The sequence below is a fragment of the Actinomadura macrotermitis genome (assembly GCF_009604375.1).
In the GTDB taxonomy this organism is placed as follows: Bacteria; Actinomycetota; Actinomycetes; order Streptosporangiales; family Streptosporangiaceae; genus Spirillospora; species Spirillospora macrotermitis.
This window is the reverse complement of sequence record NZ_WEGH01000004.1, coordinates 656006-670891: the sequence shown is the minus strand read 5'-3', so window position 1 is coordinate 670891 and position 14886 is coordinate 656006. Positions and strand designations below refer to the sequence as shown.

15 protein-coding genes and 1 tRNA gene are annotated in these 14886 nt (G+C 72.7%); 8 read left to right on the top strand and 8 right to left on the bottom strand.

The window, feature by feature from the left end; translation table 11 throughout:
* Positions 1 to 34 precede the first annotated feature (34 nt).
* Positions 35 to 940 (bottom strand): LysR family transcriptional regulator, encoded by a 906-nt coding sequence (locus tag ACRB68_RS31685; protein ID WP_153538934.1) that lies wholly within the window; start codon positions 938 to 940, stop codon positions 35 to 37.
* Between the two features lie 193 nt (positions 941 to 1133).
* Between ACRB68_RS31685 and ACRB68_RS31680 the strand changes: the two genes are divergently transcribed.
* From ACRB68_RS31680 to ACRB68_RS31665, 4 genes are all read left to right on the top strand, one after another.
* Positions 1134 to 2567 (top strand): form I ribulose bisphosphate carboxylase large subunit, encoded by a 1434-nt coding sequence (locus ACRB68_RS31680; RefSeq protein WP_153538932.1) that lies wholly within the window; start codon positions 1134 to 1136, stop codon positions 2565 to 2567.
* The gene (locus ACRB68_RS31675; protein ID WP_153538930.1) at positions 2567 to 2986 is read left to right on the top strand and encodes a ribulose bisphosphate carboxylase small subunit; all 420 of its coding nucleotides are present in this window, start codon (positions 2567 to 2569) and stop codon (positions 2984 to 2986) included. Before ACRB68_RS31680 ends, ACRB68_RS31675 begins: the two co-directional genes overlap by 1 nt.
* Entirely contained in the window at positions 2983 to 3924 is a 942-nt protein-coding gene (gene cbbX, locus ACRB68_RS31670; RefSeq protein ID WP_153538928.1) for a CbbX protein, read from the top strand. Before ACRB68_RS31675 ends, cbbX begins: the two co-directional genes overlap by 4 nt.
* Before the next feature lie 73 nt (positions 3925 to 3997).
* Positions 3998 to 4903, top strand: coding sequence for a proteasome assembly chaperone family protein (locus ACRB68_RS31665; RefSeq protein ID WP_328595027.1), 906 nt, complete (start codon positions 3998 to 4000; stop codon positions 4901 to 4903).
* Positions 4904 to 5120: 217 nt separating this feature from the next.
* Here the strand turns inward: ACRB68_RS31665 and ACRB68_RS31660 are convergent.
* Positions 5121 to 5193: transfer RNA gene (locus tag ACRB68_RS31660), tRNA-Val, on the bottom strand.
* Between the two features lie 49 nt (positions 5194 to 5242).
* Positions 5243 to 5713 (bottom strand): MarR family winged helix-turn-helix transcriptional regulator, encoded by a 471-nt coding sequence (locus ACRB68_RS31655; protein WP_153538924.1) that lies wholly within the window; start codon positions 5711 to 5713, stop codon positions 5243 to 5245.
* Positions 5714 to 5792: 79 nt separating this feature from the next.
* Here ACRB68_RS31655 and ACRB68_RS31650 point away from each other — a divergent pair, with 79 nt between their 5' ends.
* Complete coding sequence (locus ACRB68_RS31650) at positions 5793 to 5990, top strand: hypothetical protein (protein ID WP_153538923.1); 198 nt, start codon at positions 5793 to 5795, stop codon at positions 5988 to 5990.
* On the opposite strand, the gene ACRB68_RS31645 is transcribed toward ACRB68_RS31650, so the two are convergent.
* Positions 5980 to 6252: a hypothetical protein gene (locus ACRB68_RS31645; RefSeq protein WP_153538921.1), complete on the bottom strand. Its 273-nt coding sequence runs from the start codon at positions 6250 to 6252 to the stop codon at positions 5980 to 5982. The two genes, ACRB68_RS31650 and ACRB68_RS31645, sit on opposite strands and share 11 nt — an antisense overlap.
* A 200-nt stretch (positions 6253 to 6452) precedes the next feature.
* Here ACRB68_RS31645 and glnII point away from each other — a divergent pair, with 200 nt between their 5' ends.
* Positions 6453 to 7472 (top strand): glutamine synthetase, encoded by a 1020-nt coding sequence (gene glnII / locus ACRB68_RS31640; RefSeq protein WP_153538919.1) that lies wholly within the window; start codon positions 6453 to 6455, stop codon positions 7470 to 7472.
* An 87-nt stretch (positions 7473 to 7559) separates the two neighbouring features.
* Here glnII and ACRB68_RS31635 read toward each other — a convergent pair whose 3' ends face one another.
* From ACRB68_RS31635 to ACRB68_RS31625, 3 genes are all read right to left on the bottom strand, one after another.
* Positions 7560 to 9755, bottom strand: a complete 2196-nt coding sequence (locus ACRB68_RS31635) for a S8 family serine peptidase (RefSeq protein WP_153538917.1) — start codon at positions 9753 to 9755, stop codon at positions 7560 to 7562.
* Positions 9756 to 9909: 154 nt separating this feature from the next.
* Positions 9910 to 10308, bottom strand: a complete 399-nt coding sequence (locus ACRB68_RS31630; protein ID WP_153538915.1) for a DUF2203 domain-containing protein — start codon at positions 10306 to 10308, stop codon at positions 9910 to 9912.
* A 4-nt stretch (positions 10309 to 10312) separates the two neighbouring features.
* Positions 10313 to 10480, bottom strand: a complete 168-nt coding sequence (locus ACRB68_RS31625; RefSeq protein ID WP_153538913.1) for a hypothetical protein — start codon at positions 10478 to 10480, stop codon at positions 10313 to 10315.
* 216 nt (positions 10481 to 10696) lie between these two features.
* On the opposite strand from ACRB68_RS31625, the gene ACRB68_RS31620 reads away from it, so the two are divergent.
* Positions 10697 to 11332, top strand: coding sequence for a hypothetical protein (locus ACRB68_RS31620; RefSeq protein ID WP_153538911.1), 636 nt, complete (start codon positions 10697 to 10699; stop codon positions 11330 to 11332).
* Between the two features lie 22 nt (positions 11333 to 11354).
* Here the strand turns inward: ACRB68_RS31620 and ACRB68_RS31615 are convergent, their stop codons facing one another.
* Entirely contained in the window at positions 11355 to 13160 is a 1806-nt protein-coding gene (locus ACRB68_RS31615) for a RelA/SpoT family protein (RefSeq protein WP_153538909.1), read from the bottom strand.
* Positions 13161 to 13511: 351 nt separating this feature from the next.
* On the opposite strand from ACRB68_RS31615, the gene ACRB68_RS31610 reads away from it, so the two are divergent.
* Positions 13512 to 14615 carry an alpha/beta hydrolase gene (locus ACRB68_RS31610; protein ID WP_153538907.1) on the top strand — a complete coding sequence of 368 codons (1104 nt, stop codon included), beginning with the start codon at positions 13512 to 13514 and terminating at the stop codon, positions 14613 to 14615.
* Positions 14616 to 14886 lie beyond the last annotated feature (271 nt).

Genomic DNA, 14886 nt, shown 5'->3' with positions numbered 1-14886 from the left:
TCGATTCTGCCCGTTGCGGGATGGCGCGGAGCGGTCACCCGGGACGGTGTGAGCGAGCCCACTCGGCGTCCTGCCCGGCCGCCGCCCAGCCGGGCGCCTCCAGCAGGTGCCCGACGAACAGCAGCGTCGTCGGCGTCGGGTCGGCGCCGGCCACGGCGTGCCAGGGGCGGTGCAGCGGCGTGCCGGGCGCGTCGATCACCACCAGCCGGCCGTCGGCCAGGTGCGCGCCGACCGCGTCCCGCGACACCAGCGCGGCGCCGAGCCCGGCCGCCGCCCCGGCGATCACCGCGCCGTTGGAGCCGAGCACCAGGCGGGGCGGCGCGACGTCGCGCTCGGCCAGGTAGGCCTGCGCGGTCGCGCCGGTGCCCGAGCCCGGCTCGCGCATCACCCACGGCGTGGCGTCCAGCGTGAACGACGCCGCGAGCGCCGGCGCGCCGACCACGACCAGGTCGTTCGGGCGGCGCGCCAGCACCGTCGCGGCCAGCTCGGCGGGCGGGCGGCCCGCCAGCACCAGGTCGGCCTCGTGCGCCTCCAGGCTCGACCACACCTGGCGGCGCGGCCCGACCTCCAGCGCCAGCTCCACCTCCGGCCAGCGGTCGCGGAAGGACGCCAGCAGCTCCGGCAGCACCTGGTCGGCGGCCGTGGTGACGGCCGCCAGGCGCAGCGTGCCCCGCCCCGGCTCGGCCGCACCGCGCGCCGCCGCCCGGCCCTGCTCCAGCAGGCCGAGGACCTGCCGCGCATAGGCGGCGTAGACGGTCCCCGACGGGGTGAGCCGCAGCCCCCGCCCCTCCCGGCGGACGAGCGGAACCTCCAGCTCACGGGCGAGCGCGGTCACCGCCGACGACACCGCCGACTCGGTCACGTACAGCCGCCGCGCCGCCTCGCGCACCGATCCGGTGTCGGCCAGCGTGACGAACGTGCGCAGCCTTGATTCAGTCATCGCTCAACAATCCGCCCGAAACACTTGATGGACATGGCAAGTATCGCCGGGGCAGTCTCGAACCGTCCACGGACACCGTGGCCGGGGCGCGGCGCGCCACCCGGTTCCCCTGGGGCCTGCCGTCCTTTCTCGGGAGACGCGCCGTCCCCGGCCCGGCCGGGCTTACCGCCGCAAGGCGAGAAGGAGTGTGACGATGAGCGCAGGCCGTTGGTCGGCGGGCGTGATCCCGTACGCGGAGATGGGCTACTGGCGCCCGGACTACCAGCCGAAGGACAGCGACATCCTCGCCGCCTTCCGGATCACCCCCCAGCCCGGCGTGCCGCCGGAGGAGGCGGGCGCCGCCGTCGCCGGCGAGTCGTCCACCGCCACCTGGACGGTGGTGTGGACCGACCGGCTGACCAGCTACGAGAACTACCAGGCCAAGTGCTACCGGGTGGAGCCCGTCCCGGGGCAGGAGGGCCAGTTCATCGCCTACATCGCCTACGACCTCGACCTGTTCGAGGAGGGGTCGATCGCGAACCTGACGTCGTCGATCATCGGCAACGTCTTCGGGTTCAAGGCGCTGAAGGCCCTCCGCCTGGAGGACATGCGCATCCCGGTGCACTACGTGAAGACGTTCCAGGGCCCGGCGCACGGCATCGTCATGGAGCGCGAGTACCTCGGCAAGTTCGGGCGGCCGCTGCTCGGCGCGACCGTCAAGCCGAAGCTCGGCCTGTCGGCGCGCAACTACGGCCGCGTCGTCTACGAGGCGCTGCGCGGCGGCCTGGACTTCACCAAGGACGACGAGAACATCAACTCCCAGCCGTTCATGCGCTGGCGGGACCGCTTCCTGTACTGCATGGAGGGCGTCAACAAGGCGCAGGCCGCCTCCGGCGAGATCAAGGGGCACTACCTCAACGTCACCGCCGGGACGATGGAGGCGATGTACGAGCGGGCCGAGTTCGCCAAGGAGCTCGGCAGCGTCATCGTGATGATCGACCTGACCATCGGCTACACCGCGATCCAGTCGATGGCCAACTGGGCGCGCTCGAACGGCGTCATCCTGCACCTGCACCGGGCCGGGCACTCCACCTACACGCGGCAGAAGAACCACGGCGTCAGCTTCCGCGTGATCGCCAAGTGGATGCGGCTGGCCGGCGTCGACCACATCCACGCCGGCACCGTCGTCGGCAAGCTGGAGGGCGACCCCAACAGCGTCGCCGGCTTCTACGACACGCTGCGCAAGGACCGGGTCGAGGCCGACCCCGTCAAGGGCCTGTACTTCGACCAGGAGTGGGCGTCGATGCCCGGCACCATGCCGGTCGCCTCCGGCGGCATCCACGCCGGGCAGATGCACCAGCTCCTGCACTACCTCGACGAGGACGTCATCCTGCAGTTCGGCGGCGGCACCATCGGCCACCCGATGGGCATCGCGGCCGGCGCCGCGGCCAACCGCGTCGCGCTGGAGGCGATGATCAAGGCCCGCAACGAGGGCCGCGACTTCCTCGCCGAGGGCACCGACATCCTGCGCGCCGCGGCCAAGAACAGCCGCGAGCTGGACGTCGCGCTCGCCACCTGGGGCGACATCACCTTCACCTACGAGTCCACCGACACCCCCGACGTCGTCGAGACCCCTGTGAGCAGCTGATGCGGATCACCCAAGGCACCTTCTCGTTCCTGCCCGACCTGACCGACGACGAGATCAGCAGGCAGATCGCCTACGCCCTGGACCAGGGCTGGCCCTGCTCGGTCGAGTTCACCGACGACCCGCACCCGCGCAACTCCTACTGGGAGATGTGGGGCCTGCCGATGTTCGACCTCACCGACCCGGCCGGCGTGCTGCTCGAGGTGAACGAGTGCCGCAAGGCCTACCCCAACCACTACATCCGCCTGAACGCCTACGACGCGCGGTACGGGCGGCAGACCACGGCGCTGTCGTTCATCGTGCAGCGGCCCGCCGCGGAGCCCGGCTTCCGGCTGGACCGCGAGGAGGCGTCCGACCGGCGCATCCGCTACCGCACGCACGCGTACGCGACCGACCGGCCCCAGGGTGAGCGCTACTCATGACCGAGTTCTCCATGCGCAACGGCTCCCCGGTCGCCCCCGGGGAGCCGTTGCCCCCACCCGAGGTCCTGCCGCCCGACGCCCGCGTCGACCTGGCCCGCGAACGCGCCGACTCGCACGCCGACGAGGTGCTGGACGCCCTCGACGCCGAGCTGATCGGCCTCGTCCCGGTCAAGACCCGCATCCGCGAGATCGCCGCGCTGCTGCTCATCGACCGGGTGCGCGGCCGGTTCGGCATCGACTCCGGCCGCCCCAACCTGCACATGTGCTTCACCGGCAGCCCCGGCACCGGCAAGACCACGGTCGCGGTCCGCCTCGCCGAGCTGCTGCACCGGCTCGGCTACATCCGCAAGGGGCACCTGGTGTCGGTGACCCGCGACGACCTGGTCGGCCAGTACGTCGGGCACACCGCGCCGAAGACCAAGGAGGTCCTCAAGCGCGCGATGGGCGGCGTCCTGTTCATCGACGAGGCGTACTACCTGTACCGGGCCGAGAACGAGCGCGACTACGGGCAGGAGGCCATCGAGATCCTGCTGCAGGTCATGGAGAACAACCGGGACGACCTGGTCGTCGTCCTGGCCGGCTACAAGGACCGGATGGACTCCTTCTTCTCCTCCAACCCGGGCATGAGCTCGCGCATCGCGCATCACATCGACTTCCCCGACTACGCCACCGACGAGCTGGAGGCGATCGGCCGGCTGATGACCGCGCGCGAGGGCTACCGCCTGTCGGACGAGGCCGAGCCGGTGTTCCGCAGCTATCTGGAACGCCGCCGTGAGCAGCCGCGGTTCGCCAACGCGCGGTCCGTCCGCAACGCGCTCGAACGCGCGCGCCTGCGGCACGCCAGCCGGCTCCTCGCCGCCGGGGGAGAGGTCACCCGCGACGACCTGACGACGCTGCGGCCCGAGGATTTCCTCGCCAGCCGGGTCTTCGAGACCTGATCCCTGTTACCGGGATTATCCGGCCCATGTCTTATGTTGGTCCCACCTGAACCGGTGCTGGCGTGGGGGAGACGTGGCGAAGCCTGAGGACCTGTACGAACTGGACGGCGATCTGCCCGAGCTGACCGGGCCGGTGCTGTTGCACAGCCTCGACGGTTTCGTGGACGCCGGCTCGACGGGGCAGCTGGTGCGCGAGCACCTGCTGGAGACCCTGGAGCACCGGGTGGTGGCCCGGTTCGACGTCGACGCGCTGATCGACTACCGCGCCCGGCGGCCGATCATGACCTACGACCGGGACCACTGGGCGTCCTACGACGCGCCCGAGCTGGCGGTCCGGCTGCTGCACGACGAGGTCGGCACCCCCTTCCTGCTGCTCACCGGCCCCGAGCCGGACCGGCTGTGGGAGGGCTTCACCGGCGCCGTCCGGCACCTGGTCGAGCGCCTCGGCGTGCGCCTGGTCGCCGGGTTCCACGGCATCCCGATGGGCGTGCCGCACACCCGCCCGGTCGGCATGACCGCGCACGCCACCCGGCCCGAGCTGGTCACCCGCTCGTCCTGGTTCGACAAGGTCCAGGTCCCCGGCAGCGCCGCGGGCCTGCTGGAGCTGCGCCTCGGCGAGGCCGGGCACGACGCCGTCGGCTTCGCGGTGCACGTCCCGCACTACCTCGCCCAGTCGGCCTACCCGGCCGCGGCGGTCGCGGCGCTGGAGGCGGTCACCGCCGCCACCGGCCTCGTGCTGCCCGCCGCCAAGCTGCGCGAGGACGCCGCCCGCACCGACGCCGACATCGCCGAGCAGGTCGCCGGCAACGACGAGGTCGAGAAGGTCGTGCACGCCCTGGAGCAGCAGTACGACGCCTTCGCGGGCGCGTCCGAGCGCGAGAGCCTGCTCGCCGAGGCCCAGGACATGCCGACCGCCGACGAGCTGGCCGCCCAGTTCGAGCGCTTCCTCGCCGAGCAGGACGGCCCCGACCAGCCGTGACCCGTTTCGCCCCCGGCCCGCGCAGGGGGCGTGGGGGCGGAGCCCCGCATCGGGGGTTCCAGGGGGTCGCTCCCCTGGGAGAAATGACGAGAGAGTGTCGGCCTGCGCCTTCCGCAGGCACGCCTCATCGGGGGTTCCAGGGGGTCGCTCCCCTGGGAGAAATGACGAGAGAGTGTCGGCCTGCGCCTTCCGCAGGCACACCTCTCCCACGAACGAGTGGGGCTGGCCGGACTCGAACCGACGACCTACGAGGTGTAAGCTCGCCGCGCTACCAACTGCGCCACAGCCCCCTGACCGCAAAGACGATACCGTCTTCGGGCCCGGTATCAGTACATCGTTTCAGGTGCCCGGCGGCCGGTCCACGGCCGCCCCGGCGGCGGTGATCACCTGGGTGAGCGCGCCGTGCAGGGCCCGCAGTTCGGTCAGGTCCATGCCGAGGCGGTCCACGATGGCCGCGGGGATCTGCTCGGCCCGGGCGCGCAGCGCCCGCCCGGCGGGCGTCAGGGTCACCCGCAGCAGCCGCTCGTCGCGCGCGTCGCGGTCCCGGCGCACCAGCCCGGCCGCCTCCAGGCGTTTGACCAGCGGGGACAGGGTGGCCGGTTCCAGCTGCAGGAGCCGGCTCAGCTCTTTGACCGGCTGCCCGTCGTGCTGCCAGAGCGCGAGCATGACCAGGTACTGCGGATGGGTGAGGCCCATGGGCTCCAGCAGCGGCCGGTAGACGGCGAGGACGCTGCGCGAGGCGACGACGAGGGCGAAGCAGACCTGCTGCTCCAGGGCGAGCGGGTCGGGGATGTCGCGCACATCACTCATCGCGGGCTCCGGGCGGGGACGGTCATGGGGTTCAATGTATACGCACTAACGATTAGTGCACTAATCGTCTGGAGGTCCGATGGCCCCGAAGCCGCGGTCGCTGTTCCCCTCGCTCGACTCGCTGGAGCGGCAGGTCGTCGCGCGCAACGAGAAGCAGCCCGACACCGGCAGCCGGAACTTCGACCACCCGACCGCCAAGTACATCTTCGTGGTGATGCTGGTGATGACGGTCATCGGCCACATCGTGGGCGGCATCGCCCTGATGGTCATGGAGTGACGGACCGGCGCATCATCACGCCGGAGTTGCCCTGCTGCTCCAGCGACCAGGCGACCGCCTCCCAGCCGAGGTCCTCCAGGCGCTCCACGGCGGCGAGCAGCGCGGGCAGCGCGCCGGACATCGGGGCGATCTTCAGGACGCGCGGGGTCGCGACGAGGAAGACGTGCCGGTGCGGGTAGCCGTCCAGCAGCGAGGGATCGCGTTCCAGGTCCCTGGTGTAGATGTGACGTTCCTCATGCAAACGGCGCAGCACCGGGTTCATGGGCGGAGTATGCCAGCCCGCCCGCGAGTGCGGGGTATGGCCGGAAAACAGGCCGTGTGACCGGTATCTCAGCCTCGTTCGCCCAGGTCAGCACCCGTTTAACACGGCGTTCACATACGGGCAACAGGTCCGAAATGCCCCATTGACACTCTCGTTTTCGGCCACAACCGAGAGGCCGCGCAGGACGAGAGGAACCGACGTTGAGCTACAAGGCCGAGTACATCTGGGTGGACGGCACCGAGCCCACCGCACGGCTCCGGTCCAAGACCAGGATCGTCGCCGACGGCGCCGAGCTGCCGGACTGGGGCTTCGACGGCTCCAGCACCAACCAGGCTCCCGGTGACAAGTCGGACTGCGTGCTCAAGCCGGTCTTCTCCTGTCCGGACCCGATCCGCGGCGGGGACAACAAGCTGGTCCTCTGCGAGGTCTTCCTCGTGGACGGCACCCCGCACCCCACCAACAACCGGGCCAAGCTCCGCCCGGTCGCCGAGCAGTACGCCGACCAGGACTCCTGGTTCGGCATCGAGCAGGAGTACACCTTCTTCCAGGCCGGCCGCCCGCTCGGCTTCCCCGAGACCGGCTTCCCGGCCCCGCAGGGCCCGTACTACTGCGGTGTCGGCGCCGACGAGGTCTTCGGCCGCGACATCGTCGAGCACCACATGGACGCCTGCCTGCAGGCCGGCCTGAAGCTGTCGGGCATCAACGCCGAGGTCATGCCCGGCCAGTGGGAGTTCCAGATCGGCCCGGCGGGCCCGCTCGAGGTCGCCGACCACCTGTGGGTCGCGCGCTGGCTGCTCTACCGCATCGCCGAGGACCACAACGTGGCCGCCACCCTGGACCCCAAGCCCGCCAAGGGCGACTGGAACGGCGCCGGCGCGCACACCAACTTCTCCACCAAGGCGATGCGCGAGGGCTACGACGCGATCATCACCGCCTGCGAGGCGCTCGGCGCCGAGGGCAAGGTCGAGGAGCACATCGCCGAGTACGGCCACGGCATCGCCGACCGTCTCACCGGCCAGCACGAGACCGCCCCGCACGACGTCTACAGCTACGGCGTGTCCGACCGCGGCTCCTCGGTCCGCATCCCCTGGCAGGTCGAGGTGGACAAGAAGGGCTACATCGAGGACCGCCGCCCGAACGCCAACATCGACCCCTACAACGTGGCGCGCGTGCTGGTGAACACCTGCTGCTCGGCGCTGGAGAAGGCCGGCCAGGTCTGATCTGACCGTCTCGCTCGCGGCGGCCGCCGCGAGCGAAGGGCCGGGGGATCTCCATTGCGGAGGTCCCCCGGCCCTTTCGTGTCGTTGTCAGCGGATGACGGTCAGCGTCACGCTGTTGTCCGCGTAGGACACCTTGAACCGGTGGCCGTGCTCGGTGACGACGCCGCCCTCGCGCAGGCCGCGGAACGTCCCGTGGATCGACGTGCCGCTCAGGACCGTCAGCCGGGTGCCCGGGGTGAGGTCCCCGGAGACGTCCAGGTCCAGCCGCCCCGAGAGCGTCACGTCGCCGGCGGCGCGCACGCTCGTGGCGGCGCCGTCGGCGACGGTCGCGAGGAGGCCGCCGTGGTGGCCGACGCGCAGGTCCCCGCCGACGTTCAGGACGGTGCCCGCGACGACGTGCTCGTTGGCGGCGCGCCTGGCCTCCGCGGCCGAGACGCCGGCCTGGAGCGTCCCGCCGGTGACGTCGACGTCGCCGGCCACGCGGCCGGTGCCGCCGAGCGTCCCGCCGCGCACGACGATCCCGCCGGACTGCGAGCCCAGCACCGACAGCTTGCCGTCGTCGACGGTGGTCGCTCCGTGCCAGGTGTTGGCGCCGGTCAGGAACAGGGTCCCGTCGCCGCGCTTGACGAGGCCGCCCACGTAGGTGCGGGCGTTGCGGGCCTGCTCACGCCGGGTGCCGACCGCGTAGTCGAACCTGTCCTTGGCGCTCGCGTCCGAGGGCAGCCCGTCGGTCCACCCGCGCTCGGCCTTGGTCGCCTTCCACGCGGCGGCCTCGGCGGCGTCCTCCTGCTTGCGCGCCTGGATGGCGACGTCGGAGATGTCGTTGGACCACACGTCGGTGTAGCCGCGCGTGTCGGCGACGAACGCGCCGAGCAGCTGGCCCGGGCCCTGGAGCGCCTCACGCAGGCTGACGGTGTGCCAGCCGTTGCGCGAGTCGGGGACCTGCACCATCTGGCCGGCCGTGGGGTTGGGCACATGGGCGCCGGACGCGTCGGAGACCGTGGCGTTCTGCCGGCCGGTCGTGTACATCGTGTGCAGCGCCTGCGTGTTGGTCATGTACGGGAACCGCTGCATGATCAGCGACAGCGCCGCCGCCGAGTGCGGGCCGGCCATCGAGGTGCCCGACGCGGCCCGGTACCGCGCCCGCGGCACCCCGTCCACGACCTCGACCCAGGTGCTGTTGATCAGCCGGCTCGGCGCGGTGACGCAGGACCACTTGGCGATGCCGCACTGGTTGAACTCCTGCCGGCCCGGGACCCGCACCGAGCCGTCGGCGTTCAGCGTGCGCCCGATGTTGGGGTTGACGCCCGAGGTGGTGTACCAGCTGCGCTCCAGGTCCGGCCGGTAGTACGGCGTCGCGGCGCGCGCCGTCGGGTTGGCGACCCCGGCGTTGCCCGCGGTGAACTGGACGATCTTGCCGGACTCGGCGACGCGGATCGCGCCGTTCAGCCAGTGCAGCGTGTTGCCGTTGCCGTCGGGGACGCCGTCGGGGGTGGCCAGGTTGCGCCAGGCGGCGTTCACGCCGAAGGACGCGGGGGCGCCGGGCGGCGGTTCGAGGGTGTTGTAGTTCTCGGTGGGCGGCGCGCTGCCCCAGCTGCTGGTGATGATCCGGACGGGCCGCCCGTCCTTGGTCCGCGCCGTGGCGACGGCGCGGTAGACGTTGGCCAGGTAGCCGTTGTCGATCTTCTGCGCGTCGGTGCCGTCCGGCGGGACCAGGCCGTAGAAGACGCCGTCGGTCTTGTGGGTGTTGCCGACGTACAGGTGCGCGTTGAACGCGACGCCGTGCATGTTGGCCTCGGGCCCGTCCGGCGTCGTCTCGCCGACGCCGTCGCGGCTGGCGCCGATGGTGCCGGTGACGTGGGTGCCGTGGCTGTCGTTGTAGGCGGGGTCGTAGGCGCCGGAGGTCTTGCCGGTGTCGCCGCCGCTGGCGACCACCGGGGTGAAGCGGTCCGGCACCTTGTAGCCGGTGGCCAGGCTGCCGTGCTCGCGCACGTGCCCGGTGTAGTAGCCCGAGTCGACGACGCCGATGTTCTGCCCGCCGCCGGTGTACCCGCCGGCGTAGGCGAACTCCGCGCCGATGGTCACCAGGCCCGAGTCCCGGTCGAACTCGGGGGTGCGCCAGCTCGCCGGGTCGCCCGGCCGCCCGGGGTCTCCGGGATAGGACGTGATGGGCGTCGGCCGGACGGGCTGCGCCATGGCCGACTGTGCGACGACGCAGGGCAGCATCCCCAGCGAGGTCAGTGCCACGAGCCGTGCGGTCTGCACGCGTTTGGTGGTCGCCACCTGGCCTCCCTCATGATCGATTTCGTGCGAACGTATCTTCGCGGTCAAATCGGATCAATGGGGCAGTTGGTAACGATTAGGCCTCTGGCGGATCAGCGTGGTATACGCCGGCGACGCCCCTCCGGAGAGGGCCGGGCCGCCGCGCGGCGGGCCCTCAGGGCAGCGGGCGGCGGCCGGCGAAGCCGAGGTCGGCGCGGTGGTACCAGGCCAGCTCGGTGTCGCCCTCCAGCCAGCAGAGGCAGACCGGGCGCCCGTCCAGCACCGCCGGGAAGTCGATCAGGAGCGGGGCGATGCCGCGCACCTGGATGCCCTGCCCGGTGAACCAGGTGAGCTCCTCGTCCAGCCGGGCCTCCAGGCCCTTGATCTCGGCCCGCCCGCCGAGCGGCGAGGCGCCGAGCTCGCGCAGCTCCAGCGCCAGCTCGGCCAGGTCCGCGCGCAGCCGGACGATCTCGGCGGCCCGCTCGCGCACCTGGGGCACGAGGGCGCGCGCCTCGGCCACGGTGAACTCCCAGGTGCCGTGCTCCGCCGCCGCTTCCGGGCCGTCGTCCTCCATACCGTCACGTTAGCGGGCGATTCCCCTCGGCCGTGTCCTCGCCGTCCGGATCGGGGTCGGGCTCCAGCCAGTCGTCGTGCGGGCCGTCGGGGGTCAGCCAGTACAGGAAGCGGCCGAGGAGCGACCGGGCCGGCGTGTCGTCCGGCGCGGAGTGGGGCGGGGGAGTGGGCACGTGCGGTCGCCTTCTGGGAGCTGCGTCTTCAGGTTGTTCTCAGGGCATTCTCAGGGATGCCCTCCGACAATGCCCTGCCGGACCCCGGCGCGGAGGGCGTTTGCGCCGGTCGGGGGCACGCGGGGCCACGATCAAATGACGACAAAGACCCGAACGGGGTGGAGTCCCGGCGAACCGCTCCGGGTAGCAATGTGCTGTCCGGATGGGGGAGGAACCATGGGCGACACGCCGTTCGAACCGTTCTTCGACGGACTGCCGCCCCGGCGTGCCCGGCGCGGGACCGCACGCCCCCGCTCCTACGCGCGCTCGTTCCGGTGCCGGTCGGTCACCCGCCGCCGCACCGAGGCGTCCCCGGGCCGCTTCACCGACTTCCTCGCCCTGCACGACGCCCTCGCCGAGCGGCCCGGGGTGGACCTGCGCCGCGTGTGGCTGTGCGGCCTCGCCTGCGCCTCGGCCGCGTCCGCCCTCGCCGCCGCGAGCGTCCTGCTGCTGCACGGGCTGCTCCGGGTGGAGGTCCCGGTGTTCACCGCGACCGGCACCGACACGGCCGCGCTCGCCTACGGCATCTGCGCGGGCGCCATGACCGTGCAGGCGACCGCGCTGCTGCACGTGCTGGTCGCCACCGCGGCCCGGCCGCTGCGGGCGTTCTGCTGGATCGGCGCGATGATCGTCGTGCTGGTCACGCTGCTGCCGCTGTCGGCCGACGCGCCCGCGTCCGCCATCATCGCCACCGCGCTGCTGGACTGGGCGGGCGGCTCCGGCGTCATCGCGACGCTGGCGGCGGTCGCCGCGCTGTCGCGCGGGCCCGGCCGGGACCCGTTCGAGGGGTACGGCCCGCCGCACCTGCGCTGAGCGGCCGGCCGGCGCGGGCGGGTCAGGCGCCGGCGAAGCGGGCGAGCAGGTCGGCCAGGTCCAGCGTGCCGGCGGTCAGCGCGGCGTACATCTCGTCGACCTCCAGGTAGCCCAGGTCGCGGGCGACGGCGAGGGAGTCGCCGTGCGCCTCGGCGGCCAGCAGGTCCAGCTCGCGCCGGGCCAGGGCGCGCACGAGCAGGCGGCGCCCGGCCTCGGCGGCCTCCTCGGCGCCGCGCCGGGCGAGCGCCTGCCCGATGTGCACCCGGGCCGGGGCGGTCACCGCGAAGTCCAGCCAGTCCGCGGACGGCACCGAGCCGGGGTCGGTGAGCACCTCCACCACGTTGCCGCCGCGCACCTCGGCCGACAGGGCGGCCGGGCGGCCGTTGACCAGGGCGCCGATGCTGCGGTCGCCGGTCGCTGGGCCGAGCGCGTAGGCGAAGTCCAGCACGGTCGCGCCGGCCGGCAGCGTGACGATCTGCCCGGCGGGGCTGAGCGCCGCCACGTCGCCCTCGGCCAGGTCGGTGCGCAGGTTCTCCAGGAACCGCTCCGAGGGCGCGTCCGACTGCCAGGCGAGCAGCCGGCCGAGCCACTCCAGGTCGCGCCGCCCGGCCACCGCGCCGGTCCCCTCCCCGCCGGTGCGGTGCGCGGCGTCGCGGATGTGCGCGACGATGCCGTACTCGGCGACCGGGTGCATGGCCCGGCTGCGCACGATCACCTCCAGCGGGTCGCCGTCCGGGCTGATCACCCGGGTGTGCAGCGACCGGTACAGGTTGTCCTTCGGCAGCGCGATGTAGTCGGCGACCCGCCCGGAGATCGGGTGCAGCGCCGCGTGCACCGCGCCGAGCGCGACGTAGCAGTCGCGCTCGGCGCCGTCGACGACCACCAGCAGCCGGGCCACCTGGCAGGGCCGCAGGCCCGCCAGGTCGCCGCCGGTCGCCTTGTGCACCGCGTACAGGTGCGAGACGCGCACGCTGACGTCGGCGCGGACCCGGTGCTCGGCGAGCGCGCCCCGCAGCCGGGTCACGGCCGGGCCGAACGCGGCGGGCGCGCCGCGCATCGCCGCGCGGACGGCGCGCCCGGTCGCCGCGTGCGCCCCCGGGTCGCCCGCGGCGAACGCCAGGTCGTCCATCTCCCGTTTCAGCACGTGGACGCCGAGCCGCTCGGCGAACGGCACCAGCAGCTCGTGCGAGGCCTTGGCGATCCGCGCGCGCTTGTGCGGCGGCTGGAAGCCGAGCGTGCGCAGGTTGTGCAGCCGGTCCGCCAGCTTGATCACCAGTACCCGCAGGTCCGCCGCGGCCGACAGCACGATCTTGCGGAAGGTCTCGGCCTCGGCGCGGTCGCCCCAGCGCTCGCCGTCCAGCTTGGTCACCCCGTCCACCAGCACCGCGATCTCGTCGCCGAAGTCGGCGCGCACCTGGCCGAGGGTGTAGGGGGTGTCCTCGACGGTGTCGTGCAGCAGCGCCGCGACGAGCGTGGTGGTGTCCAGGCCGAGCCCGGCCAGGATGGTGGCGACGGCCAGCGGGTGGGTGATGTAGGGGGCGCCGGACTTGCGCAGCTGCCCCCGGTGCAGTTCCTCGGCGACCCGGTAGCCGCGCAGCAGCGCCGCCTCGTCGGGGTGGGGGCAGGCGGCCCGGTGCGCGGCCAGCAGCGGCGCGAGGGCGGACGGGACGGGGTCGGCGGCGCGGGCCCGCGCCCCGGGCGCGATCAGCCGGTACAGGACGGGCGCGAGCGGGCGGCGCCGGCGCGGCGCCACCGGCAGCGGGCCGTCCGGGAGCGCGGCCCCGGGTGGCCCCGGAACCTTGCCGTTCGCCGGATTGAGGGTCGTCATCGCGCACCGACCTGGCTGCCGGCCCCGTAGCGCGACTACTACAGGGTGTGATCGTCATTATGCGCGATCGACCGGCCGCGGCGCGAGGGGGGTCCCCGGCCGGTCACGGCGCGTCGCGGCGCCGTCGCCACACGTCAGGGCGGTGCCGGCGGCGCCGCTGACCGGCCGGTCGTTCATCGTCCGTCCATTCCGGGGCCGCCGTGGCGTGCGTCAAGCCGAATTAACATGTCCTTCATGGACGTGTGATATCGGTCTCAGGGCATGCGGTGTATGAATGCTATGCAGGAGCTAGACCGCTTACGGCCGATCTTCCGCCCCATCGATCCTCAAATGGAGATGGATAATAACGAAATGATCCCCTCTCCCCGCAGCCTGCGCACCGCCGCCTCCCACCTCGCCCACAAGATGCTGTACGGCCACCTGGCCGACCTGCGGCCGATGCCGACCGAGATGATCGACGACGGCCCCAAGCGCTCGGTCTACCGGTACCGCCCGCCGGAGGGGGTCGTGCCCGCGGGGCCGCCGGTGCTGTTCGTCCCGCCGCTCGCCGCGCCGGCCCGCTGCTACGACCTGCGCCGCGGCTGCAGCCTGGCCGAGCACACGGTGAACGCGGGACGGCTGAGCTACCTGCTCGACTACGGGCCGATCGGGTACGCCGACCGGGAGCTGGGCTTCGAGGAGTGGGTGGGGGAGGTGCTGCCCGGCGCGATCCGCACCGTCAGCGCGGACGCGGGCGGCCAGCCCGTCCAGCTGGTCGGCTGGTGCCTCGGGGGGATCTTCGCGCTGCTGACCGCCGCCGCCGACCCGGACCTGCCGATCGCCTCGGTGGCGGCGATCGCGACCCCGATCGACACCGCCGCGGTGCGGCTCGCCGCGCCGCTCCGGCCGATCGCCAGGCTGACGGGCGGGATCGAGGCGGGGGTGGTCGGCGCATTGTTCGGGGGACTTCCGCAGCCGCTGGTGAAGCGCTCCTATCAGCTCATCGGCATCGACAAATACCTGCTGCGTCCTTACAAGATGCTGACGAACCTTGACAATAGGGAGTTCTTGGAGCAGATCGAGGCGATCGATCATTTCACCGACTCGATGCTGGCCTATCCCGGCCGCACCGCGGAGCAGATCTACCGCGGGCTGTTCAAGGACAACGCGCTGGCCGGGGAGGGCCTGGCGGTCGGCGGCCGCCGGATCCGGCTGCAGGACGTGCGGGTGCCGGTGCTGGCCATCGCCGGCCGGGGCGACGGCATCGCGCCGGTCGCCGCCGTCCGGCCGCTGCGCGCGCTGCTGACCGGCGCGCCGCAGGTGCGGTTCGAGGTCGCCGCCGGCGGCCACCTCGGCGTGCTGACGGGCCGGTCGGCCATGCGCACCACCTGGGTGCACCTGGACCGCTGGCTGGACGAGGGCACCGTCCGGCACGGCATCCGCCCGCAGCGCCGCGAGGCCCTCGCGAGCGTGTAGCGCGGCAGGAGGACGTGTGGCGCCGCGCACGGCGCCGAAGCGGGACCCCGGGCCTTCCGCCCGGGGTCCCGCTTGCGTCAAGAGAGTCTCCAGGGAACCTCTTGAGTCCCGTGATCCCTGCCCTCGCTGGTGTGTCGTCTGTGTGATCAAAGGGTCGCCGCCCGTAATGTGTCGCAGCGTCGTGGGCCCAGGCCCGCGCGCCGGATTTTCAGCACGGGTACAGCACAGGTCGCAGGGCCGCCGCCGGACGGGTCACCCGGCGGCGCGGACG